Raw genomic sequence first — 21,327 nt, 5'->3', positions numbered from 1 at the left:
ACAACATTCGTTCATAAATGCCCATATACTCAAACAATTGTTGTATTTCGTACAACATAATCGTCTAAGCAGCCGCCAATTATAAATGCTCCCCTACAGAAAACAAAAAAAAGCTCCTTTTCAGCATAGCAGAAAAAGAGCTTTTTCTCACGAACAATTGTTTCTAGTTTGTAACAAATTATTGATGACGAGAAACAACATTTTTCAGTGCTTCTTTGGATTGGAAACCAACCACTTTATCAACAGGCTGTCCGTCTTTGAAAACGATCAATGTTGGGATACTCATAACACCAAAGCGTGCAGCAGACTCCGGATTGTCATCCACGTTTACTTTTGCGATTTTCAAGGACTCAATTTCTTTATCAAGCTCTTCCAAAACGGGAGCGATCATTTTACAAGGTCCGCACCAAGGTGCCCAGAAGTCTACAAGTACTGTACCTTCTCCTTCAACTTCGGCTTTAAAGCTGTTATCAGAAACATTCACGATTGACATGATAGTTCCTCCTTCTAAGAATGGATTTGATTTATAACATCAAGTAGTACCTAGCTACCGATGAACGTCAACATGTAAAGTATACCACACCAGTGGGTCATTTCAACCAAGCCATAAGTTAGCAAAAAGGTTGAAGTTAGATCTACTTAGCAGGTAAACCTACAGGCAGCCCCTGAAGTCTTTGCTGCTCGATATAGGCAATACGATCCTTCAAATTAGCTTGCAGCAACTGCAGCATCTTCATCTGTTGTTCGATTTCTTCGAGCTTCTCTGTGTAGAGTGGCAGCAAATCATCGCACATCGACTCCTGATTTTTCATGACGCAGTTCAGAAAGCTTTCAATTTGTTCGGTCGTAAAGCCTAAGCTCAAATAAAACTGAATGGTCTTCACGCGCTCAACAGCCATCTGGTTGAACACCCGATATCCGTTTTCTTCACGCTGTGTCGCGATTAGCCCTTTCGACTCATAATAACGCAATGAACGAATACTGGCTCCAGTAAGCTTGGATAACTCACTAATACGCATGGCCTTCACCTTTTTCCTTTTCCTTGATCAAGTAAGGATGATTTCATTGTAAACCATAACACTAATGTTAGAGTCAAGTCTTATTTTATACTTTCCGCTGCTATCTGTTATTGTTTGCACAATTGTCACTTTGATAAGCTTTACAACTTTCGACGAATTTGGGTATACTAAACTTAAACATACGAATGTCGGACGTTGGGGGGTAACCACATGAGCGATCCTAAACACCCTGAGCTTCACGTGTACGAAGAACCGCGTAATGATTTCATGGATGTAGGTATTGGGTTTGGCGCATTCTTTGGCGTATTGTTTCTAATTGCAGCTATTGCAACTGTGATTCAAGTTATGAAATAGGAATGTCCACGCCTGGAACCGCTTTGCACTCCGTGTGAAGCGGTTTTTTCATGCAGTTTTCATTTTAAAAAAACTATTTGATCAAAAAAGCTGCACAGATGAACTCATCTGTACAGCTTTTTATTATTTCCCACGCTTATTCGTACCTGTTACCACAACCACATCGACAAAAGGACGAATACGGTCCATAATCCGCTGTCCCTTGTACTCCTCGTCACCATCTTTATTCGTGAAGCTGAAATGCTTCTCCAAATCAGAGAGCGCATAATTGGATGTGAAAAAGGTCGGTTTACGATTCATACGATGATTCACGATAGCGCCAATGACATGATCTCGCAGCCACGGATTCAAATTCTCCGCGCCAATATCATCGAAAACTAATAGATCCGTTTCCTTCAGAAGATCAATCGTTTCCTTCAGCTTGTAAGGTTCCTGGAACATCCCCTTCAAGTCCTCAGCAAAATCCGGCATATAGACGATTGCGCCTGTCATACCGACTTTGGCCAGCTGATGCAGCATATAACCCATCAGGAAAGTCTTCCCCGTCCCAAACGATCCGGATAAGTAGAGTCCTCTAGTCTGAAGCCCCTCTTCCATTGTCAGGCTGACATAGTCGTTAATTTGCATAACGGCCTTCGCCCGGTCCAGATCTGTTTCAAGGATATCTCCAAAAGAGTAGCTGCGCGAAATCATCCGCGGATCCACGTGAAAGGTGCGGATTCGGCTGCTTATGGCATCCTGCAGCTGCTTCGCGTTGAACTTCTTGCATGCTACCTTTTCCTCATGAACAAACGGCTTTTCATTGACGGAGTCGGCTGTTAACATCGTATAATGCCCCGTCATATCATTCGGACAATTGTCTAAACCTGGACAGTTCGAACAGTTTTTGAACTCTGTCACATATTGATACAGCTTGTTCATATTAATCTTTATGGTATAGTCATCAACAAATGGGTACTTTTGGCGAAATTTGTGAACTAAGACGTCGTCCATGACAACTTTAATTTTCGCTTCTGCCTTCCGTCTCCATTCGGATTGCGGCATTGATTTGAGTAAGTGAGACAGGGAATCCATGCTTCCTGCACCTCCTTATGATTCTCTTGTACGTTGTTTAAAACAGCATTCTCCGTTACTTTTCTTTACGCTTGCGTTAGTTTTCTTTACATCAAAGGCAGACTGAAACATCTACCCGTCAGCTCTTCCGATTAAAGCGCTCGTCCAGCTTCTGCGCCATCCTTCTTGCGGCTTCTAGCTCTTCATCCGTCAGCCTTGAAGCCGCTGCTGTGCCGGCATCCGGCACAACGATCGGAATGTGAGGCTTCTGCGTCTTGCCTTGTCGGCCTCTAGTTACAGAGCCACCGCTAGCCTTAGCGGCCTCCACCTTGGAAGCAGCCTTTTGTTTGTAGCTGATTTTCTCACGTACATATTCCACCGCTTGTTCGTAAGTGATAATTTGCTTGCCCAGCATATCCGATGCGACTGCTTCAATCGAGGACTTGGCCCACGAGCGGCGGTCGATATGTAGGAAGTGGATCAAGACATTAATGACTTCCTCTTTCAATCTATAATTCAAATCAATCTTCTCAAATATATTAAGTACACCGTCCGGAATGGAGCCCTGAGTGAAGAACATTTTCAGAACTGCCGTGTACGGCTCATTTCGCATAATGTAATTGTATTGATGATCTGTACATTCGCCGCGAAGCTGCTGCGGCACTTCTAGGTAATAAGCCATTTCAACTGACTTGTCTCCAGATGTGTCTAGCGTATCATCATTCGCTTCACCTTGTGACTTCTCTTCCGACCTAGACAACGTGCGCTCTCGTTCCTCATCCCGCTTCTTGCTTTGTCTGTAGAACAGATTCGCATTATACTGCATAAGATCCATTTGCAGCTCACCCTCTTCGGTGAATGCACCATCCTCATCTAGCAAACGGCATGTTTCCTGTAACGATAGGTTGTACTTCTTCGCCACAATATTAATCGCAGCCATCTGATCCGGCTTATGCTTGAGAGCCTCAACGAAAACACGATTGCTCGCTCCTCGCGGAAACCTCATAATAATATCCGCATACTGGAAGCCTTTGGTTGTCACATCCATGCGGGCGTCTCCCTGTTTACTGGCAGAGGCCTCATACAGGGCTTGCTCAAGCTCATAGTCGACCACCTGGGTATTGAGACGGAATAGATCATAGAACGGAACAGACAGGTTCTCTTCACTCGCGTCACGGCACTCTTCCGGCTCTGGTGAGAGCAGCTCTTCCCGGAGGGATAGGAGCATGAACTTACCGACTTTATCGCGGAGCAGCAGCGTCAAATGCTGATTGCGGAAAAACTCATTGGGGCCAAGCGGAGGGAACAAGGTATATACGAAGACATAGTCTTCTTCACCCGGCAGAAACTTGCGAGTGGTCTGCAGGAGCCCTATGGCTTCAAGCTTCGAAGATTGCTCAATGAGATATTTGCGCCCTCGCTCCCCCTGCTCAAGCTCGAGCAGCAGAAACAGCTTTCGCTGCTGTTCCAGCGGCGAATATCCGACTTTTTCTGCACTCATCTGCAGATAGAGTGCTTGATAGAGGCTAATAGCCAATCCGCCGATCATAGGCTGATACATAATAGCTAACATTTTATAATCCAGACTGCTCAAAGAAAACTCACGGTTCACACAAAACCTGTGGTTTTCGGTGAAATGCAGCATATTCGTCATTCTCATTCCGTTACAGCACCATCCTGCCTCAACCGATTGAAGCTACGTAAGCTTCTCGGTTTCTCTCTATTAGTCTACCACAAAAATCGACACGCTTGGTATCTACGAGAGAAAGATAATATTACCTAATATGAAAAAACCAACCTTTCGGACGCCAAAATTCCGACAATTTGGCCTTTAGACCTGACACTCCGACTTGTTTTTGTAAGCATTGCCCCATTCTTTCATAAGTAAAATAATAGGGACCAATGTTTGCCCGAAGTCAGTCAACGAATATTCGACCTTTGGAGGTACTTGATGATACACCTCGCGGTGGACAATGCCGTCCTCTTCCAGCTCCCTTAGCTGTAGGGTCAGCATTCTCTGAGTAATGGATGGACAGATTCTTTTGAATTCATTAAATCTTTTGGTCCCTCCAATCAGGTGATATAAAAGGACACCTTTCCATTTGCCCCCGATAACATCCAATGTATATTCAACTGGACAGCCCTCATCATTATGAAGGTTGCCGTACCCGCTTTTACGATCCCGCATTCACATTCAACTCCTTACAGTATATAAATTGATACTACATAACACGATTGTGCGTACTTACTATTTTAAAACGGAACGATTAAACTAACAACATAAAAACAATTATTTGAATGAGGAGATGGGAAAATGATTGAAAAAGACACTATGAAAGCAGTAGGTCTATATAAGTATTTAAATGTGGAGCATTCAGAAAGCTTGATTGATGTGGAAATTGAAAAGCCGGTTCCTACAGGCAAAGATCTACTTGTCAAAGTTAAGGCTATTTCTGTAAATCCAGTCGATACCAAGGTAAGGGCTCCAAAAGATAAGACGGAGGCATCACCAAGAATCCTGGGGTGGGACGTCGCGGGAATAGTGGAACAAACAGGACCGGAATGCACATTATTTCAACCAGGCGATGAGGTTTATTATGCCGGCAGCATTACACGCCCGGGTGGAAATAGCGAGTTTCATCTCGTCGATGAACGTATCGTCGGAACGAAACCTTCAACGCTTGATTTTGCTCAATCCGCAGCGCTGCCTTTAACAGCCATCACAGCTTGGGAGGCACTTTATGACCGACTGGGTGTGTCCCACGATAAAGACATGAACGACGGTAAGGTTATTTTGATTATAGGTGCTGCTGGAGGTGTAGGATCCATTGCAACACAACTGGCGAAGTATGCCGGCCTGACGGTGATCGGTACGGCTTCCCGTCCCGCATCAATCGATTGGGTGAAAACAATGGGCGCAGATCATATCATCAACCACTACCATTCTTTCATTCCTCAATTGAACGCTATCGGCTTACAGAATGCCGACTATATTTTTTGTTTAAATAGTACGGAGCAGCACTGGCAGAACATGGCCGATGCGATTGCGCCGCAAGGCAAAATTTGCTCCATCGTTGAGACAGACCAGCCACTGAATTTGACTTTGCTTAAAAATAAAAGTGTAACGTTTGTATGGGAATTAATGTTCACTCGCTCCATGTTCCAAACAGCCGATATGATTGAACAGCATAAGCTGCTGAATGAGGTTGCTAGACTAATCGATACTGGTACCATCCGTACGACTTTGGCCGAAAGGTTGAAGCCAATCGATGCTGCGAATTTGCGGAAGACCCACGCTATGATTGAAGCAGGCAACACAGTTGGAAAAGTGGTTTCGGAACATTTTTAACCTGTGATAAAAATAAAGCCTGTTGAGTTTTCTCAACAGGCTCTTCCATTCCATCAGCTGGTTTAATGAAGCGGCAGCTGACTTTCCTTAACATCCTCGCCATACTTGTCCGGATTCAGCTTCTGTGCAATCGCTAAGTCCAGCAGTACACGCTGTGTCTGATTATCTTCCAGGCTGTCCACCCAGAGGTGGATCAAGTCATTCATTTTTGATGGGTTTTTAAGCGGAATTTGATGCTTAGCCTCCTTTATGAAGTAGAGGGAGCTATGCGGAAGCTCTTCATGGAGTATGTTCGCATACCGATGAAAGGTGCGGTCCTTTTGACCATAAATCAATAGCATTGGATGCTGAATTCCCCGAAGACGGCGTGTACAGGTGTAGGTAAGGGACTGTTCATAATACGGCTTCACATTTTTTGCATCATCGCTAATGGATCTTTGGTACAGTTCGTGATAAGTAGAAGCATTATCCGCATTCCCAAAGGTGATCGCTTTCTTCAACAAATTCATAAAGAGACCAGAACCGGCCATCCGCGCGGCGAGCCATACCCTGCCTTTGTTATAAGGATCTGTTAATTCTGACATCCCGCTGACCACGATTCCCCCAAGGAACCTTTTTGGATATGTAAGTAGCGCTTCCAAGAGCACCGAGCTGCCTGTGGAATAACCACATAGGAACGCTTTTTCAATACCCAGGTAATCTAGCATCTGCCTTATATCTTCAACGATGAGAGCATAGCTAAATGCACGTTCTGACGACTTGCTCGCGCCATGCCCTCTGATATCAAAAGTAATGACTTGAAAATGGTCCGAAAGCTGCTCTGTTTGATAAGCAAAAGTCTGTAAGGTTAATAAGGGTGGATGAATAAAGACGATTGGGGTACCAGTCCCCGTAATCTCAACATTCAATTGGGTTCCGTTCACATGAGCCAAGGGCAAAATAGTCTCCTCCGAAAGGTCAATTTAGGCAACTCAACCTTAGAATGACCAGTTCTGCCTTTTTCTATGAGAACCTCAGAACATTTTGAAGCCTCTAATCCGCAGCGCTTTAATGGCCGATCCACTTAAAATAGCGCCAACTAAACCACCGATAGCTGGAACAATATCAACAATGGTGAAGCTGTCTCCACTGGAAAGAAAAGACGCCTCTCCTATTGAACCATAAATAACAACACCGATAACCAAAGCAATAAAAGCATAAAGCGGAAACCATGTTGTTTTCATTAGCATATTTAATATAAACCCGATCCCAAAAAATAACACTATCATTAAGACAGTGGCAATGACCATTTGTAACAATGTACGTTCCCCCTTAACAATGTAAGAAGCCTGTTCATCTATCTGACTTCCTTATAATTGTAATCCACGAAATGTCACAGGTAAAGTGTACACAAATTGAACATTTCCCTCTTCACCCTTTGTTCATTTGCCCTTTCCCCATGAATTGGATACAATGTAGGGGATATTAGCCCTTGAATGGAGGAAAACCAATGAGTGAAGCCGTACAAACGCTGGAAGGCTGGTATGCGCTCCATGATTTCCGTCTGATCGACTGGAATGCATGGCATGCTGCAACCCCGCAGGAGCGTAAGCACGCAACGGACGAGCTGAATACATTTCTGTCGCAGTGGCAGCAATTCGAGAATGATAAACTTGGCAGTACTGCCGTTTATAGCATCGTTGGTCAGAAAGCCGACTTTGTATTCATGCAAATGCGCGAAACGCTTGAAGAACTGAATGAATTGGAAAATACGTTTAATAAATCAAGCTTCGCCGCTTTTACAATCCCGGTCTATTCCTACGTATCCATTGTAGAATTAAGCAGTTATCTGGCTAAGCCAGGCGTGGATCCTTCGGAAGATCCAGAAATTCAAGCCCGCTTGAAGCCTATCCTGCCTAAATCGAAGCACATCTGCTTCTATCCGATGAATAAGCGTCGCGATGGCAATGACAACTGGTACATGCTCCCTGCCGAAGATCGCAAAACGATGATGCGCAGCCATGGCATGATTGGACGCACATACGCAGGTAAAGTTAAACAAATCATTACTGGTTCCGTAGGACTGGATGATTGGGAGTGGGGCGTAACCCTGTTCTCCGACGATCCTCTCCATTTCAAAAAGCTCGTTTATGAAATGCGTTTCGACGAAGTGAGCGCACGTTTCGGTGAGTTCGGCGACTTCTACGTCGGCAACCTGCTGACACCTGATAAATTTGCTAAATTAATTCAAATTTAAGATATAACGTAAGAGTGAAGGACTCCGTGTCCTTCGCTCTTTTTGCATGACTGTACAATCAACATTGTGCACATTTTTCGAAAAGGGTAAACAGCTATTGAAGATGAATGAATTAAAAAAGAAAGCTCGCTCAATGAAGAGCGAAGCTTTCTTTTCCATGAATTATTCCTCATCCTCGTCGTCACGCAGGGCAGCCTCTAATTCAGCTTCCATCTGCGCTTTACGAGCCAGATACGTTTCCGTGTCACGGTCACGCTGACGACCTTTTTCCTTCAATCGTTCAATCGCAGGAAGAATGAGAATATCAATTTCCTTTTGCACAACAGCTACATGATCATAACGTTTCTCAGTCTCTAGAAAGTGACCGACCTCGATCAGGGCATTGTAACGATCCAGTTCATCCCGGGTAAGAAGTCCTCTTACTTGGACACTGCAGTGCCGCATGGCGATCCCCCCGTTAAATAATGATGACTAGAAACGTCCCTTACGTATAACAAGTGGAATACCGCCAATAATGTAGAGGTATCTCATATCAACCACTTTTTTCATCATGGCTGCAACGTTACCTTTGAGCTTACGGGAGCCTACGATACCGATAGCTTGACCTTTACCTAAGGAAGCAACTGTACCTTTGTTGGAGTATTTGAAAGTTTTCATTTGCGAACCGCGAATGGAAGCAATCAGGTTGTGCGCAACAGCCTCACCTTGCTGCATAGCGATTTGAGCTGTTGGAGGGTATGGTCTGCCTTCATCGTTCATCACGATGGAACAGTCACCAACGACATAGATGTTATCGAAGCCTGGCGCATGCAGGTGCTCATCGACTTTAATTCTGCCGCGCATCGTTTCGAAGCCAGCTTCATCAAGCATATGGTTACCGCGGATACCGCCTGTCCAAACAACTGTAGCAGCTTTGATGAACTCATCGCCAGCGATCAGAACACCTTCAGGCGTACATTCTTTAATCGCTGTACCGATTTTGAAAGTAATGCCTTTGTCAGTCAAAACTTTCATCGCATACTCAACAAGCTCAGGATCGAATCCTGGAAGTGCCGTTGGAGCTGCTTCAATATTATAAATCTTCACAAGGGAAGGATCGACGTCGAACTCTTTGCAAAGCTGTGGAATACGGTCAGCAAGCTCACCAATGAACTCGATTCCAGTAAATCCTGCTCCACCGATAACGAATGTCAGGTAATCTTTGCGGTCTGGCTCACGCTTGTACTTCGCGAATTGATACTCAATATGTTCACGAATGAAACGAACGCTGTTGATACTGCGAATGTTCAATGCGTTTTCTTTAAGCCCAGGAATACCGAAAGTTTCAGCTTCGCCACCAAGACCAATAACCAAGTAGTCATAGGAAAGCGTACCATCTTCGAGAATAACCTTTTTCTCGTGCGGACGGATTTGAGTAACTGTAGATTTTACGAAATCAACTTTAAATTCATCAATCAATTTCAAAATGTTCACGCGTGCATTTTCAGGATTATCGGTTCCTGCAGCAGGCATGTGGAGATGGGTAGTAATGTAATGATAATCATGCTTGTTTACAAGTGTTACATCGGCTTCATTGTAGTTTAATTCTTTTTGCAAACGAATTGCGGATAGGATTCCGCCATAGCCTGCTCCTAAAATAACGATTCTTGGTATTCTACTCATGTCTCTCTCACTTCCATATCCGTATTTATAGTCCTATGGTTTCTCTATCTTGTGAAAATTTACACAAACAGCTTCAAAAGTAGTATACTGCCTCTAGTTTGCACCCAGCTGCAGCGAATTATGATGAAACAGGATGAAATTAGTCACAACATGCGTAAACCGATTCTCATGATATAATATAATTTTCATAAGTAAATATCAAGTGCTATTTTGGCTTAAAATAAGGCATAAGGGCCTTTCTAGCTTGCCCAACTATTGCAAACATAATTTATCGTATCTATAAGCGATTTATATAAAGAAATCTCATTTTTCTGTTTCCTTCAATAGAAGAGACGTTTATAATGAAATAATGATTATGGCAATACACATATATTACCACATCAAAAGTACTGAATCGGAGGAGTCTAAGAATGAACGAGAGAGAAACAAATCAAGATATCGTTGATATCATAGTAATTGGTGGAGGCCCTGCTGGAATGTTCGCATCTTTCTATGCGGGTATGCGTCAAGCATCAGTAAAAATTATCGAAAGTATGCCGCAGCTTGGTGGTCAGCTTGCAGCTTTATATCCTGAGAAATACATTTATGATGTAGCTGGATTCCCGAAAGTAACCGCACAAGAATTAGTGGACAACTTGTTAGCTCAAATGAAACACTTTCAGATCAACACTTGCCTGGAAGAGAAAGTACACCAAGTCATCAAAAAAGAAGAGCGTCTCTTCGAAATAACGACAGACAAAGGCACACATTTCAGCCGCGCCGTTATTATTTCAGGCGGGGTTGGCGCATTCGAACCGCGTCGTCTTGAGCTACCCGAAGCTGCGCAATTCGAGAAGAAAAACCTGCATTACTTCGTTAGCGATTTGAATGCTTTCGCTGGCCAAAAAGTGTTAATCAGCGGTGGTGGCGATTCAGCGGTGGACTGGGCCTTAATGCTTGAGCCTATCGCGGATAAAGTAACACTTATCCACCGTAGAGATAAATTCCGTGCACATGAGCACAGTGTAGAGAACCTAATGAACTCCAAAGTAAACGTTGTAACTCCAACGGAAATCACCAAACTTCACGGTAGTGACCGCATCGAGCAAGTAACCCTTAAAGATATCAAATCGGGCGAAGAAACTGTACATGATGTCGATGCTGTTATCATTAACTTCGGCTTCATTTCTTCCCTTGGACCGATCTCCGAATGGGGCCTTGAGATTGAAAACGGCTCAATCGTTGTTGACTCCAGAATGGAAACAAACATTCCAGGCATTTTCGCTGCCGGGGATATCACAACTTATCCGGGGAAATTGAAACTGATTGCTGTTGGCTTCGGTGAAGCACCTACTGCGATTAATAACGCTAAAGTCTATATCGACCCTAATGCAAAACTTTCACCAGGACACAGCAGTAACTTAAAATTTTAATCTTCTTAAATAAAATGGGGTATTCTAAACCTAATCTACGGATTAGGAGGAATACCCCTTTGTCATATATATGTCCGGTTTGCAACGGCCTACAGGAGCTAAATACCGTGTGTCCTGTTTGTTCACATCAGATGAATGATTGCGGGAAATGGAGTGACTATCTAGGTCCCTACTCTCCTTACCGAGAGATTGATGATATCTCCATGTCAGATGGGGCACTAGGCTCACAGAATAATCAATGCCTTCATCTGGTAAACTGCGCCAACTGCCACCAGAATTTTACCATCCAGATAACTTCATGAAGAAACGCTTTAGTTTAGCGGGGTTTCATCTTTGATGTAGACGTGAAGTTTTAAATTACGTCTCTGTATTTCTGCGAGCAACAGGTCAACAAAATCTGATTCCAATCTCAAATCCAATGCTTTGTAATAAGAGTCGATCAATGTTTCGTCACTAATTTGTCTCACTGAAATCACCTTTATTCTATAATTTGTAATTATATTATCATGGGGGCAAAATTAGAACAAGCGTTCCGTTATCCACAGATACCTGTGCATATCCTGTGGGTAGATTGTTAATATGTCCCATAAACACGCTGTATTTATAGGGGATACTGTGCATAAAGTTATGCACACGCTAAACTGTCAGTCATCCGATAAAAAAAATTGATCGAAATATCGGAATTATTTTACTCTCAGTTAACAAATCCTTAAGCTTGTTCACACAATTGAAAAGAAATTTTAATCGTCATTTAATATTCATAGGCTACAATGATAGTAGAAAGACAAAAACAAAGGAGCGAGAAATATGATCGTCTACGATATTGTGCTAAATGGTGAAATTAAAGAAACGATTAAACCTCGTAAGAACCGTTTGAAAGAGATTTACACATTCATGCTAGAGCAAAGTAAGCTCATGAAAGCCAAGTATGGCGATAATGTTAAAATTAAAGGCCGCATGGTGTATTAGGGATAAAGAACCCGTTATACACTAGCGGCCTTTTTTTCTTCCATGCCATTAGATGATCCCTTTCCGATGCAGAACCGTTAATAATCGATAGAAATCATAGCTCCCTTTCTCCGGAGTATCGATTAATGAGGCTTGGATCGCAGCGTCTACAGCAGTTTTCGCCCATTGCGGTACGACCTCCATCGCTGCTTGCTCCTCTAGGGAACTAACTCTATTTTGTAAAGCTACAATTTGTTCCTGCAGTTTCTCTAACATACGCACGACCTCCTCATCAAAGTGAGTTAAACCATAAGATTGAATTATCGCATTCAGTTTACTTGCATAAGAGGGATCCGATGCATAACCACTGCTTTGCAAAGCTTTCAATTGCTCACCAGGACTTCTCGCCATCCTGACGCTAGCATAACGAGGGGATCCAAAAAGGTAATCCTGATCACGAAAACCCGCTTCAACCGTAGGATATGCGCGAAAATCTCCTGGTACGTTATCATAGCGTATCCCCCCAATGACTTCCCATGTCGTTGTTGAAACGCGATCTCCCTGCCAATACGGCGTCAGCATGCCATTACCAACCTTATAACCGACTAGATTGTTCCACGCGTTCATATTGCCCCCAGTCTCCTGAATGGCTTGCGCGATTCTCACTGAAGGATAGATCGGTGAGTTCTCTATGCGAAGCTTCACAGCAATAGGCGCAATGATCTCAATAAATTCCTGCCTAGTTGCCATAGACACACCTCCTTCTTATATCACTAGTAAACTAAACCTTTCAATCTATTCTATTCTCTCAATGCTTAAAAGGGTTCCGCTAGTATTTTGTTTTTTGAAAATAATGTAAAAAAGGCTCCCGTAAGTGCAACGATCCTGCACTCAGGGAGCTAAAATATCCAATGACCAAGCAACATCATAAGTAATCCAAATATAGCCGAATATCTCTTTATCGTTCGGTTCGTCTTCGGGTAAAACAGCAGCAGCCAAATAATAAAACCAATAGGAATTAAAATGCCAACTTTTAAATTGAATGTACCTAAAATGTAATATCCAACTAATTTCCACCCTAAATATCCTTCGTCCTCTTCCCTATTTCTGTAAAACAGCATTAATACGATAATGACAACCATTGTAGAGATGATTGAAATGTTAAAATTCCAGTTCACTTAAAGGATTCAACTCCTCTCATCAACTGCAAGAATTCCTTTTTATGTATATTGTATCACTTGATGGTTTGTCTTTACTAAGATGAAAACAAAAAACCTCCCAAGACTAGTGTATTTGAACATACACACCTTGGAAGGATTGGTTCTCATTGTTCATTAAGCCTCGACTTTATCGTCGCATTTCTCAACTAAGCCCTCTTCATCCTTCACTTTGAAGGAAGAGCCGCACCCACAGGAAGCTACTGCGTTCGGATTGTTAATGGAGAACCCGCCGCCCATGCCTGCGTCTGTGTAGTCAATTTCAACACCGTATAAATATTTGGAGCTATCTTCATCCACAACGACCTTGAGGCCATGAATGGTGAATACTTTATCGTCATCCTTCTGCTCATCATCGAAGCCCATGCCATAAGAGAAACCGCTGCAGCCTCCAGCTTTGACTCCTAGACGCAAGAACAGGTTCGGTGATTCTTCAGAAGATAGAAGCTCTTTAATCTTATCTGACGCTGATTCACTAATGTTAATCATAACGGAAATCCCTCCCTAAAGTTCTCCTTATGGAAAACTGGCATTATACTAAGTTTTCGTAATGCTTACTATCAAGTATACTCCTATCTGACGCATTGCTCAAGGGCAGTTGCGCAGTCATTCATAGCCATTTTAGCCATAAACTTTACTGTTAGACCTTATCGCATAATATTGTAACAGCAATTGATCGAGCTCCCGACTGCACTGCTGCACTTCTGGATGAAGGAAGCCGTGTGCCGTACCTAAGGAAACCATATGGCCTCTAAGCTGTTCTATTTCTATATTTAATCGTTCCTGTGGTTCGGTCACGAATGCTGATATCACGATTTAATCACCTTTAGCCCTACGTAATCACATTGCAATAGTATACAGGAATTTGTTAATATTGGGAATAACATTTCCTAATATAGCAGGAAAAATAATGTCATAGTTGTATATTGTCAATTTATCTCCATCTAATGATATTGCCCCTCCCAACACGGAGGTTTATAATGGATGTGATGGATTGCACGTATAATAGAAGAAACAAGACGAAGAGACTTTGAGCTAAGCTCAAAGATCCCTAATATTAAGAGTGTGAATTCCTGAACCGAACTGGAAGAACAGGTACGCGAGCGTCTCACACCGCATAACGCATTTGGTCCTTATCTAGCTGAATGCGTCGATTCAGTATGGACTTTATTTACTATTCAGAGGAGGAATAATGATGAGTGTTGTCACTACAGATCCGGTCAAACGAATGGCCGAAATTGCAGACAAAGTTGAGAATGGTCAACGTCTATCTATGGAAGATGGGCTATTTTTGTATGAATCGGACGATTTGCTAACCATCGGTCAATTAGCGAACAAAGTAAATACGCGAATGAACGGAAACAAGGTTTATTTTGTCCAAAATATGAGTTTGTACTTTACGAATGTGTGCGAGGAGCATTGTGCTTTTTGTCATTTCCGCCGCGACGAAGGTGAAGAAGGCTCATACACACTGACACCTAGTCAAATGTTAGATTATGTAGCTGAAAATTTTAATCCAGAAATTAAAGAATTTCATATTAGCCAAGGGCATAACCCGCATTTGCCTTTTGAATATTACGTGGATTGCATCCGCCAACTGAAACAAGCTTACCCTGACGTTACGATTAAAGCTCATACAGCGGCTGAAATTGAATTCTTCTCGCGTATCAGTGGTCTTAGCTTCCGAGATGTCCTCAAAACGCTAATGGATGCAGGTTTGTCCACTCTTCCAGGAGGAGGAGCCGAAATTCTAACGGAGCGCTACCGGACGAAAATGAAAGTAGAAAAAGCGTCCTCAGAGGAATGGATTGACGTACATCGTAACGCTCATTTGCTCGGTATGAAAACTCACGCAACGATGCTGTACGGCTCAATTGAAACGAAAGAGGAACGCATTCGTCATATGCTGCTGCTGCGTGAGCTTCAAGATGAAACAGGCGGTTTCTTAGTATTCATTCCTAATTCCATTCAACCAGCAAGTAAAAACGCAGGCCTCAAACATCGGGTAGCAGCTTGGGATGAATTGAAAACCATTGCGATTAGTCGTTTGATGCTGGATAATTTCCCGCATATTAAGGCTTATTTCATTAACATTGGAACGAAATTGACCCAGCTATCCTTCGCTTTCGGTGCTTCGGATGCACATGGTACGATCGTGAAAGAGAAGATTTCTCATGCTGCTGGAGCATTGTCGCCAGAAGGCCTTACACGTGATGAGCTCGTGTATCTCATTAAAGGCGCTGGACGCGTTCCCGTTGAACGTGACACCTTTTATAATGAAATCAGAGTATATTAGTCATACTAGAGAAGAGATATTGTTCAGAAGGGATATTGGATGGGATGAAAAAGTTTGTAATTCTCGGAGGCGGTTATGGCGGTTTGACCATAGCCTTAAACATGCTGGAGAAGGATTTACCAGATGATACACTACTAGTACTAATTGACCGAAGCCCTTTTCAAGGATTAAAAACTGAATATTACGCACTGGCATCAGGTACGATTGCTGAGACACATATTCGTGTTGCCTATCCGAATGACCCGCGGTTGCTTCTTACATTTGGTGAGGTTTCTAGCGTTGATTTGAACAATAAGCAAATTCTTTTTGAAGATCAAGAACCGCTTTCGTACGACTGGTTAGTTATTGGTCTGGGTTGTGTGGATAGTTATCATGGAATTGTCGGTGCTAAAGAGTACTCTTCCAGCATCCAGACCCTTTGCCAAACACGTGCCACTTACCAGCGCATTAACGACATTGCACCATATGGACAAGTCTCCATTATTGGAGGAGGTCTAAGCGGTGTCGAAATGGCCGCTGAGCTCCGTGAAAGCCGGGCTGATTTGAACATTCGATTGATTGATCGTGGCCCAAGCTTACTTTCCGCTTTTCCGAGCAATCTGCAGCAGTACGTCCGCGAATGGATGACGGAACATCATATTGAACTCCGTCCGGGGGTATCGTTAGTCCGACTAGATGGTGGGGATTTGTACAACGGGGATGAAATTATTAAAACCGATGCTACAATCTGGACAGCAGGCATTCAGCCCAATCCAATCGTTGAGGCATTGAATGTGCCCAAAGACCGTCAGGGCCGTATCCTGCTTAATGAGTATCATCAAATTCCAGATTATCAAGAAGTGTTCGTCGTAGGGGACTGCGCTTCCCTGCCGTTCTCTCCAAGTGCGCAAGCGGCGCAAGCCCAAGGCAAGCAGATTGCCGAAGCCATGCTGTCGATTTGGAAAGGCGATACGCCTCGTCTTGGTAAAATTAAACTCAGAGGTACGCTGGGTTCACTAGGTAAAAAGGCCGGCTTCGGCATCATGGGTAAACGTACGTTAATGACGGGCAAAATCGCTCGTGTGCTCAAAAGCGGTGTACTTTGGAAGTCTAAGCGTCACTTCGGGTAAGATTAGTCTCCAAGAAGTTCGTACATTGCTTCTATTTCTTTAATACGGTCTAAAATGCGCTCGTGAAGAGCATCGGCGCTTTCAGCTGCAATGATTTCGCCATTCACAAGCGCATAAGGTTCCATATAGCACTGTCCGCAATTGCCTAGACAGCCGTATTCCATGACGTCGAAGTCAGGATTTTGTTCTAAAGCTTTCATGACTTTATCAGTTCCATGATGCATATTACTGGCACAAAACTCAATGATTGGTCTCATTATATAAATTCCACCTTATGTTGATATTCAAGTTGAAAACCATTTTCATTTAATCATTATTGTAATATAATAATAGAAGAAAGGAGATGAATCAAATGACTGAAAAAACAAAAGAAGTAATTTATGATGAAGTCCTTGAGGTTTTAGATAAACTCCGTCCTTTTCTACAACGCGATGGCGGTGACGTAGATCTCGTTGATGTAGAAGACGGTATTGTGAAGCTGAAACTGATGGGTGCCTGCGGCAGCTGCCCAAGCTCAACAATCACGTTGAAAGCTGGTATTGAACGCGCATTGGTTGAAGAGGTTGAAGGCATAACAGAAGTCGTACAGGTATTCTAAATACGACTATATCATAAGAAAGAGCTTACCTCTATGGTAAGCTCTTTTTGCCTATGTATTAAGGGCTAGTTTTTACGCTGGTTAAGCACTGGCAAAGGCTGGATCGGATCGAGCCCACCAGAAATATCCATTATATTTCCAGTAATGAAATCGGATGCAGGTAAACAAAGGAAATCAATGACTCTAGCCACATCTTCGCCCGTCCCGGGTCTTCCTACCGGTGTTTCCCCATCTACCTCCAGACGCGCTTCTTGCATCGTCCGTTCTTTGTTCTTACCTCGAATATCGCCAGGACATATCATATTGACGGTGATCCCATGACTCGCTTCTTCTTCGGCCAATGTCTTCGTGAAGGAAACTAAGCCTACCTTAGCCGCCGCATATACGGCGCGATGCGTCCAGCCCCTAGCTTCAGCCGCCTTTCCGAATCCAAAATGGATGATTCGCCCCCATCGTCTCTCCCGCATCATAGGCAGAACCAGATGATCAAGCTCCATGACGCCGAGCAAATTGCCGCGCATCAGATACTCAATCTCATCGATGTTATAATCAGCGAAAAAGCGCCGCTCTCTGAAGAAAGGTCCCGCATTATTCACGAGAATATCAATCGGACCGAGCGCAGAAGTTGTTTGTTCCACCATACGTATAATATCATCGCGTTTGGCGACATCCCCTTGGACGGCCACGCTGCGAACACCCAGATCTTCCAATCGATGGACGAGCTCAGCAGCTTCTTTTTCACTATTTACATAATTGACAGCAACTTGACAACCCCGCCGTGCTAGGGTAATCGCGGTCATTTTGCCCAGGCCCTTGGCGCTGCCTGTAATAAGAACCGTTCGGCCTCTTAATTCCATGGTCCTCTTACCCCTTTGCAATACTTGCCGTAATATAAGAGAAAGCTATTGTTAAGGTTCGGCACACCATTTCAAATCCCTGCTGAAGATCGGCGACATTTGATTTCACATTTTCAACGTGAATACGTTCCCCGGGAATCGGCTCTTTTTGCATAAGATCATCCAGCATTTCAGCGTTAATATAATGAATCTCCATATTCCGTTGATTACGCAGTCGATCTAGCGACGATTTGTAATCCATTTTGAGATTATAAAGCTGGAGCTCTAGTGAACCGTGAATATGCTTTTCATGCATTCGGCGCAGTACGGTAAAGTACGAGAAACGAGACTTAAGCGTCTCTGTTTGCAGCTCGAATAGATCATTCATAAACGTGCCCAATTTGTCCAAGATCGAAAACAAGCGAATGAAGGCATTTTTATAAAAATAAACAAATCGATGATATTCTTCGATCTCTTGCGGATTCATTTCCTCCAAGAATGCCTTGCTGATATGCTCAGCGTAACGCTCACAGCAATATTTGCTCTGTTCAAGCTCATCCAAGGCATCGATAAACCCCTTGCTCCAGATCGCCCGTCTATGATACTTGGGATACTCTGAGGCTAGGCGGCTATGCTCCTTAGATTCCAACAGCTCAATATACGTTCTAACCGCGTTGCCGGCTTCTAGAAGAAGTCCGCTATCTATTCGTTTCGGTTCATTGAACAATACTCGCAGCACGGGCACACCCCTTTTTCATCTAGCAAATTTGTTCGGTTATAGACTTGTTGTTTGTTCGCTTAGGGTCTGTTTCACCTTCTGTGAACGATCCCGCTGTACCAAATACATAGCTGCCAAAACCCCAACACCACCCAAACATTGATACAGGGAAATCGACTCATGCAAAAAGATGTAGCCCGCAATAGCTGCTGTTACAGGAAGTAAGTACCCATAAGCAGAGGATTTGAACGGCCCTAGCTTAGCTAAGCTCCAGTTGTGTATAGAAAATCCTAAGGCAGTAGCCATCAAGGAAGTATAAATTAAGCTGATCCAGCCTGTCGAAGAAATGGCCGCAAAATAGGCGGCGTCAGCACGCCAGAGAACGAAAGGCAGTAGCGAAAGCGCCCCCGCTGTCATTTCGAGTGAAATCAGCAGCGGCAACGGATAGCGCAATACAAGTCGATTCATACCGATGAGATAAATGGCTCCCATAACACTGCGCATCAGTAATAGAATATCCCCTCGGAACGTTTCGCCTCCAAGATGGAATCCATCAACCCCGCCTGAGACAATGACGATTACACTGCATAAAGCTAATGGAATTCCTATCAGGATACGCCATGTGAGCCTCACTTGACCGGCTATTAAAGCGAAAAGAACGGTTATGACGGGCATGAAGCCGCGCCCTAAAACAGCGCCATTCGCGGAGTTAGAGAATTGCAAGGCATACTGCAGAAGAGCTTCCATGCCAATGGCATTGAGAATGCCTAACCCGCATATAAGGAGCAGATCTCTACCGGCAATCTGAATCTTCAGCGAACGCGATCGATAATAAAAGTAAGTATAAACCCACAGCAAGGGAATCATACTCGCGAAGCGCAACCCGTTAAAAACGAGGGAATCCCACTCTCTTCCCCCAATCTTCAGCGAAGCTAGATTAATGCCCCAAAGGATATACACCAGAACAAACCCTGCATGTGGATAAAAGGAACGGAACCGATACGTATTCATACGAAATATTCCTTCCAACGGCGATCCACGAGTTCCACGATATCTTCCCGCGGGAACAACTCCTCTGGATATCCCGGTTTCATACGAGCATCAATCACAATCGGAACCTCGTAGGCGATGTGATGACGATTCACGCTGGACTGCGCGTACATGTCACTTGCCGGATTGAAACGAGTGAACACGGTCCATAAGAATTTGGTTTGGTCGTTCGCGATGCCGCTGGCGTCATCCACTAAGATGACCAGCGGCCACTCGTCTACTGGAGCCGAGATTTCAATCAGTTGATTTTCGCGGCGCAAAATGTCTAGAAAAGCTCGTAAATTCGTTGGTACCATGTAGGTTCCACCTTTGACTGTGGGATTGTAGATGAGTAATTGTAAGTAAAAAGGAAATAGCCTTCCGCGTCAGAAGGCATCCTCTACCGCAAAGATAGCCCTGCCGTGCTTTCAAGTAGCTCGTCCGTCAGGTATTAAGCTTTGCGGTCATATAGCGTAAGTACGCAGAGATAACATAAGAATCCAAACATGCAAGAAACAATAACCGCGTGAATCATGCCGGTAAATAAATAAGCGACTTCATTCCCCATTGACCAGGTCACAACGGCTCCGCTAAACACTTGCAGAGACACTAAAATTAGCGCCCATTTGCTGCCAAACCTCAGCTTGTCTGAGCCCTGATAATAACGTTTGGCTTGTAAGTAAAGAAACAAAATACATATAAAGAGCAGTAATGCCGCTACACGGTGGGTAAAGACAATGCCCGTTGCCCCGCTGAGTTCAGGGACTACTTCCCCATTGCATAAAGGCCAGCCCGAACATCCGCCTGATGAAACCGTGTGACGAACGAATGCACCCAGATAAACAACGACATAGCTGTATATCGTCGTTATCCATACAAGGGCTTTAAAACTGCTGCGAATGGCCGTATCACGCTGGAATTGCCCCCATGGCGTAAAAACAATGGCTAGCAGCAAAGAAAAAGCAAAGGCCAATAAGGATAATCCGAAATGTAAGGCCAAGACGAGTGAAGATTGCGGCCATACGACAGCCATTGCCCCCATTGCTGCTTGAATGAGCGTCATCAATACCGTAGCGGAGATAAAAAATTTGGCATCTCTACGTTTCACATAACGAAATACAAGAATGAACGTAGCAACCAGGATTAACGTCACAATGCCGACGACCAATCGATGGCTGTACTCAATAAGCGATGAAATCGTATGTGCCGGGACGAATGTCCCATGACACAGGGGCCACTCATCTCCGCAGCCTCTACCTGCGTCAGCCTTCGTAACTAAGGCACCCATTGCAAGAATAAGAAACATGCCAATGGCCGAAAGATTCGCTAATCTTTGAATCAATTTTTGCATGATTGCACCTACTTTTATGTCATTACTTCTGTTAATCATGTCGAATGATGTTGCTCCGCTTTCAATTATAGCTGTAATAAGTAGGCAAATCCATTCGCAATTGTTACAAAGCTCCGAAACCGCGCGGAAGGCCGTCCTGA

The 21,327-nt window shown here is 43.8% G+C and carries 27 protein-coding genes and 1 pseudogene; 8 read left to right on the top strand and 20 right to left on the bottom strand.

What is annotated here, in order from left to right:
- Positions 1-178: 178 nt before the first annotated feature.
- Positions 179-493 carry a thioredoxin gene (gene trxA / locus AC58U0_RS26645; protein WP_057307540.1) on the bottom strand — a complete coding sequence of 105 codons (315 nt, stop codon included), beginning with the start codon at positions 491-493 and terminating at the stop codon, positions 179-181.
- A 142-nt stretch (positions 494-635) separates the two neighbouring features.
- Positions 636-1,019, bottom strand: a complete 384-nt coding sequence (locus tag AC58U0_RS26640; protein ID WP_497381906.1) for a MerR family transcriptional regulator — start codon at positions 1,017-1,019, stop codon at positions 636-638.
- A 210-nt stretch (positions 1,020-1,229) separates the two neighbouring features.
- On the opposite strand from AC58U0_RS26640, the gene AC58U0_RS26635 reads away from it, so the two are divergent.
- Entirely contained in the window at positions 1,230-1,373 is a 144-nt protein-coding gene (locus AC58U0_RS26635) for a YqzM family protein (RefSeq protein ID WP_156410805.1), read from the top strand.
- Positions 1,374-1,496: 123 nt separating this feature from the next.
- Here AC58U0_RS26635 and dnaI read toward each other — a convergent pair whose 3' ends face one another.
- The 3 genes from dnaI to AC58U0_RS26620 all read right to left on the bottom strand — a co-directional run bounded on the left by dnaI (position 1,497) and on the right by AC58U0_RS26620 (position 4,614).
- On the bottom strand, positions 1,497-2,447 hold the full coding sequence (gene dnaI, locus AC58U0_RS26630; protein ID WP_497381894.1) for a primosomal protein DnaI: 951 nt from the start codon (positions 2,445-2,447) through the stop codon (positions 1,497-1,499).
- A gap of 118 nt (positions 2,448-2,565) precedes the next feature.
- Positions 2,566-4,086 (bottom strand): replication initiation and membrane attachment family protein, encoded by a 1,521-nt coding sequence (locus tag AC58U0_RS26625; RefSeq protein WP_497381893.1) that lies wholly within the window; start codon positions 4,084-4,086, stop codon positions 2,566-2,568.
- A 171-nt stretch (positions 4,087-4,257) separates the two neighbouring features.
- Positions 4,258-4,614, bottom strand: coding sequence for a winged helix-turn-helix transcriptional regulator (locus AC58U0_RS26620; RefSeq protein WP_497381892.1), 357 nt, complete (start codon positions 4,612-4,614; stop codon positions 4,258-4,260).
- Positions 4,615-4,740: 126 nt separating this feature from the next.
- Here AC58U0_RS26620 and AC58U0_RS26615 point away from each other — a divergent pair, with 126 nt between their 5' ends.
- Complete coding sequence (locus AC58U0_RS26615) at positions 4,741-5,775, top strand: zinc-binding alcohol dehydrogenase family protein (RefSeq protein ID WP_497381891.1); 1,035 nt, start codon at positions 4,741-4,743, stop codon at positions 5,773-5,775.
- Positions 5,776-5,837: 62 nt separating this feature from the next.
- Here the strand turns inward: AC58U0_RS26615 and AC58U0_RS26610 are convergent, their stop codons facing one another.
- Positions 5,838-6,698, bottom strand: coding sequence for an alpha/beta fold hydrolase (locus AC58U0_RS26610; RefSeq protein WP_497381905.1), 861 nt, complete (start codon positions 6,696-6,698; stop codon positions 5,838-5,840).
- 90 nt (positions 6,699-6,788) lie between these two features.
- The gene (locus tag AC58U0_RS26605; protein WP_029194769.1) at positions 6,789-7,073 is read right to left on the bottom strand and encodes a YuiB family protein; all 285 of its coding nucleotides are present in this window, start codon (positions 7,071-7,073) and stop codon (positions 6,789-6,791) included.
- A 191-nt stretch (positions 7,074-7,264) separates the two neighbouring features.
- Here AC58U0_RS26605 and hemQ point away from each other — a divergent pair, with 191 nt between their 5' ends.
- Positions 7,265-8,011, top strand: a complete 747-nt coding sequence (hemQ, locus tag AC58U0_RS26600) for a hydrogen peroxide-dependent heme synthase (protein ID WP_029194770.1) — start codon at positions 7,265-7,267, stop codon at positions 8,009-8,011.
- A gap of 162 nt (positions 8,012-8,173) precedes the next feature.
- Here hemQ and AC58U0_RS26595 read toward each other — a convergent pair whose 3' ends face one another.
- Both AC58U0_RS26595 and AC58U0_RS26590 read right to left on the bottom strand, forming a co-directional pair.
- On the bottom strand, positions 8,174-8,455 hold the full coding sequence (locus AC58U0_RS26595; RefSeq protein ID WP_497381890.1) for a hypothetical protein: 282 nt from the start codon (positions 8,453-8,455) through the stop codon (positions 8,174-8,176).
- A gap of 27 nt (positions 8,456-8,482) precedes the next feature.
- Positions 8,483-9,673, bottom strand: a complete 1,191-nt coding sequence (locus AC58U0_RS26590; RefSeq protein WP_047681609.1) for an NAD(P)/FAD-dependent oxidoreductase — start codon at positions 9,671-9,673, stop codon at positions 8,483-8,485.
- 410 nt (positions 9,674-10,083) lie between these two features.
- On the opposite strand from AC58U0_RS26590, the gene AC58U0_RS26585 reads away from it, so the two are divergent.
- Positions 10,084-11,085 (top strand): NAD(P)/FAD-dependent oxidoreductase, encoded by a 1,002-nt coding sequence (locus AC58U0_RS26585; protein ID WP_497381889.1) that lies wholly within the window; start codon positions 10,084-10,086, stop codon positions 11,083-11,085.
- A gap of 311 nt (positions 11,086-11,396) precedes the next feature.
- On the opposite strand, the gene AC58U0_RS26580 is transcribed toward AC58U0_RS26585, so the two are convergent.
- Complete coding sequence (locus AC58U0_RS26580; RefSeq protein ID WP_082562636.1) at positions 11,397-11,552, bottom strand: sporulation histidine kinase inhibitor Sda; 156 nt, start codon at positions 11,550-11,552, stop codon at positions 11,397-11,399.
- 340 nt (positions 11,553-11,892) lie between these two features.
- Between AC58U0_RS26580 and AC58U0_RS26575 the strand changes: the two genes are divergently transcribed.
- Entirely contained in the window at positions 11,893-12,054 is a 162-nt protein-coding gene (locus tag AC58U0_RS26575; RefSeq protein ID WP_057307549.1) for a hypothetical protein, read from the top strand.
- A gap of 48 nt (positions 12,055-12,102) precedes the next feature.
- Here the strand turns inward: AC58U0_RS26575 and AC58U0_RS26570 are convergent, their stop codons facing one another.
- The 4 genes from AC58U0_RS26570 to AC58U0_RS26555 all read right to left on the bottom strand — a co-directional run bounded on the left by AC58U0_RS26570 (position 12,103) and on the right by AC58U0_RS26555 (position 14,063).
- A complete protein-coding gene (locus AC58U0_RS26570) occupies positions 12,103-12,783 on the bottom strand; it encodes a glycoside hydrolase family 73 protein (RefSeq protein WP_497381888.1) in 681 nt (226 codons plus the stop codon).
- 149 nt (positions 12,784-12,932) lie between these two features.
- On the bottom strand, positions 12,933-13,211 hold the full coding sequence (locus AC58U0_RS26565; RefSeq protein WP_497381887.1) for a hypothetical protein: 279 nt from the start codon (positions 13,209-13,211) through the stop codon (positions 12,933-12,935).
- A gap of 156 nt (positions 13,212-13,367) precedes the next feature.
- Positions 13,368-13,739, bottom strand: coding sequence for an iron-sulfur cluster insertion protein ErpA (gene erpA / locus AC58U0_RS26560; protein WP_029194777.1), 372 nt, complete (start codon positions 13,737-13,739; stop codon positions 13,368-13,370).
- Between the two features lie 132 nt (positions 13,740-13,871).
- The gene (locus tag AC58U0_RS26555; RefSeq protein WP_497381886.1) at positions 13,872-14,063 is read right to left on the bottom strand and encodes a Spo0E family sporulation regulatory protein-aspartic acid phosphatase; all 192 of its coding nucleotides are present in this window, start codon (positions 14,061-14,063) and stop codon (positions 13,872-13,874) included.
- Positions 14,064-14,442: 379 nt separating this feature from the next.
- Between AC58U0_RS26555 and mqnE the strand changes: the two genes are divergently transcribed.
- Both mqnE and AC58U0_RS26545 read left to right on the top strand, forming a co-directional pair.
- Entirely contained in the window at positions 14,443-15,546 is a 1,104-nt protein-coding gene (gene mqnE / locus AC58U0_RS26550; protein WP_497381885.1) for an aminofutalosine synthase MqnE, read from the top strand.
- Positions 15,547-15,590: 44 nt separating this feature from the next.
- The gene (locus tag AC58U0_RS26545; RefSeq protein WP_497381884.1) at positions 15,591-16,655 is read left to right on the top strand and encodes an NAD(P)/FAD-dependent oxidoreductase; all 1,065 of its coding nucleotides are present in this window, start codon (positions 15,591-15,593) and stop codon (positions 16,653-16,655) included.
- A gap of 2 nt (positions 16,656-16,657) precedes the next feature.
- Here the strand turns inward: AC58U0_RS26545 and AC58U0_RS26540 are convergent, their stop codons facing one another.
- Entirely contained in the window at positions 16,658-16,912 is a 255-nt protein-coding gene (locus AC58U0_RS26540) for a YuzB family protein (protein WP_047681593.1), read from the bottom strand.
- A 95-nt stretch (positions 16,913-17,007) separates the two neighbouring features.
- Between AC58U0_RS26540 and AC58U0_RS26535 the strand changes: the two genes are divergently transcribed.
- Entirely contained in the window at positions 17,008-17,253 is a 246-nt protein-coding gene (locus AC58U0_RS26535) for a NifU family protein (RefSeq protein ID WP_056829608.1), read from the top strand.
- 65 nt (positions 17,254-17,318) lie between these two features.
- Here the strand turns inward: AC58U0_RS26535 and AC58U0_RS26530 are convergent, their stop codons facing one another.
- From AC58U0_RS26530 to AC58U0_RS26510, 5 genes and pseudogenes are all read right to left on the bottom strand, one after another.
- A complete protein-coding gene (locus AC58U0_RS26530; protein WP_497381883.1) occupies positions 17,319-18,110 on the bottom strand; it encodes an SDR family oxidoreductase in 792 nt (263 codons plus the stop codon).
- Positions 18,111-18,117: 7 nt separating this feature from the next.
- Positions 18,118-18,828, bottom strand: a complete 711-nt coding sequence (locus AC58U0_RS26525) for a Cthe_2314 family HEPN domain-containing protein (RefSeq protein ID WP_497381882.1) — start codon at positions 18,826-18,828, stop codon at positions 18,118-18,120.
- 36 nt (positions 18,829-18,864) lie between these two features.
- Positions 18,865-19,818, bottom strand: a complete 954-nt coding sequence (locus tag AC58U0_RS26520) for a DMT family transporter (protein WP_497381881.1) — start codon at positions 19,816-19,818, stop codon at positions 18,865-18,867.
- Positions 19,815-20,078: pseudogene (locus AC58U0_RS26515) on the bottom strand (4-hydroxybenzoate decarboxylase); the annotation flags it as partial. The gene AC58U0_RS26520 and the pseudogene AC58U0_RS26515, both read right to left, overlap by 4 nt.
- 209 nt (positions 20,079-20,287) lie before the next feature.
- Positions 20,288-21,187, bottom strand: coding sequence for a COX15/CtaA family protein (locus AC58U0_RS26510; protein ID WP_057307737.1), 900 nt, complete (start codon positions 21,185-21,187; stop codon positions 20,288-20,290).
- Positions 21,188-21,327 lie beyond the last annotated feature (140 nt).

This window comes from Paenibacillus sp. J31P190, from assembly GCF_059692075.1.
The sequence above is the reverse complement of the archived record's forward strand: the minus strand, read 5'-3'. Positions and strand labels throughout refer to the sequence as shown.

Coding starts and splice junctions, on each gene's coding strand:
- trxA (WP_057307540.1), bottom strand. CDS start 493: ATGTCAATCGTGAATGTTTCTGATAACAGCTTTAAAGCCGAAGTTGAA.
- AC58U0_RS26640 (WP_497381906.1), bottom strand. CDS start 1,019: ATGCGTATTAGTGAGTTATCCAAGCTTACTGGAGCCAGTATTCGTTCA.
- AC58U0_RS26635 (WP_156410805.1), top strand. CDS start 1,230: ATGAGCGATCCTAAACACCCTGAGCTTCACGTGTACGAAGAACCGCGT.
- dnaI (WP_497381894.1), bottom strand. CDS start 2,447: ATGGATTCCCTGTCTCACTTACTCAAATCAATGCCGCAATCCGAATGG.
- AC58U0_RS26625 (WP_497381893.1), bottom strand. CDS start 4,086: ATGAGAATGACGAATATGCTGCATTTCACCGAAAACCACAGGTTTTGT.
- AC58U0_RS26620 (WP_497381892.1), bottom strand. CDS start 4,614: ATGCGGGATCGTAAAAGCGGGTACGGCAACCTTCATAATGATGAGGGC.
- AC58U0_RS26615 (WP_497381891.1), top strand. CDS start 4,741: ATGATTGAAAAAGACACTATGAAAGCAGTAGGTCTATATAAGTATTTA.
- hemQ (WP_029194770.1), top strand. CDS start 7,265: ATGAGTGAAGCCGTACAAACGCTGGAAGGCTGGTATGCGCTCCATGAT.
- AC58U0_RS26595 (WP_497381890.1), bottom strand. CDS start 8,455: ATGCGGCACTGCAGTGTCCAAGTAAGAGGACTTCTTACCCGGGATGAA.
- AC58U0_RS26590 (WP_047681609.1), bottom strand. CDS start 9,673: ATGAGTAGAATACCAAGAATCGTTATTTTAGGAGCAGGCTATGGCGGA.
- AC58U0_RS26585 (WP_497381889.1), top strand. CDS start 10,084: ATGAACGAGAGAGAAACAAATCAAGATATCGTTGATATCATAGTAATT.
- AC58U0_RS26575 (WP_057307549.1), top strand. CDS start 11,893: ATGATCGTCTACGATATTGTGCTAAATGGTGAAATTAAAGAAACGATT.
- AC58U0_RS26570 (WP_497381888.1), bottom strand. CDS start 12,783: ATGGCAACTAGGCAGGAATTTATTGAGATCATTGCGCCTATTGCTGTG.
- erpA (WP_029194777.1), bottom strand. CDS start 13,739: ATGATTAACATTAGTGAATCAGCGTCAGATAAGATTAAAGAGCTTCTA.
- mqnE (WP_497381885.1), top strand. CDS start 14,443: ATGATGAGTGTTGTCACTACAGATCCGGTCAAACGAATGGCCGAAATT.
- AC58U0_RS26545 (WP_497381884.1), top strand. CDS start 15,591: ATGAAAAAGTTTGTAATTCTCGGAGGCGGTTATGGCGGTTTGACCATA.
- AC58U0_RS26540 (WP_047681593.1), bottom strand. CDS start 16,912: ATGAGACCAATCATTGAGTTTTGTGCCAGTAATATGCATCATGGAACT.
- AC58U0_RS26535 (WP_056829608.1), top strand. CDS start 17,008: ATGACTGAAAAAACAAAAGAAGTAATTTATGATGAAGTCCTTGAGGTT.
- AC58U0_RS26530 (WP_497381883.1), bottom strand. CDS start 18,110: ATGGAATTAAGAGGCCGAACGGTTCTTATTACAGGCAGCGCCAAGGGC.
- AC58U0_RS26520 (WP_497381881.1), bottom strand. CDS start 19,818: ATGAATACGTATCGGTTCCGTTCCTTTTATCCACATGCAGGGTTTGTT.
- AC58U0_RS26510 (WP_057307737.1), bottom strand. CDS start 21,187: ATGCAAAAATTGATTCAAAGATTAGCGAATCTTTCGGCCATTGGCATG.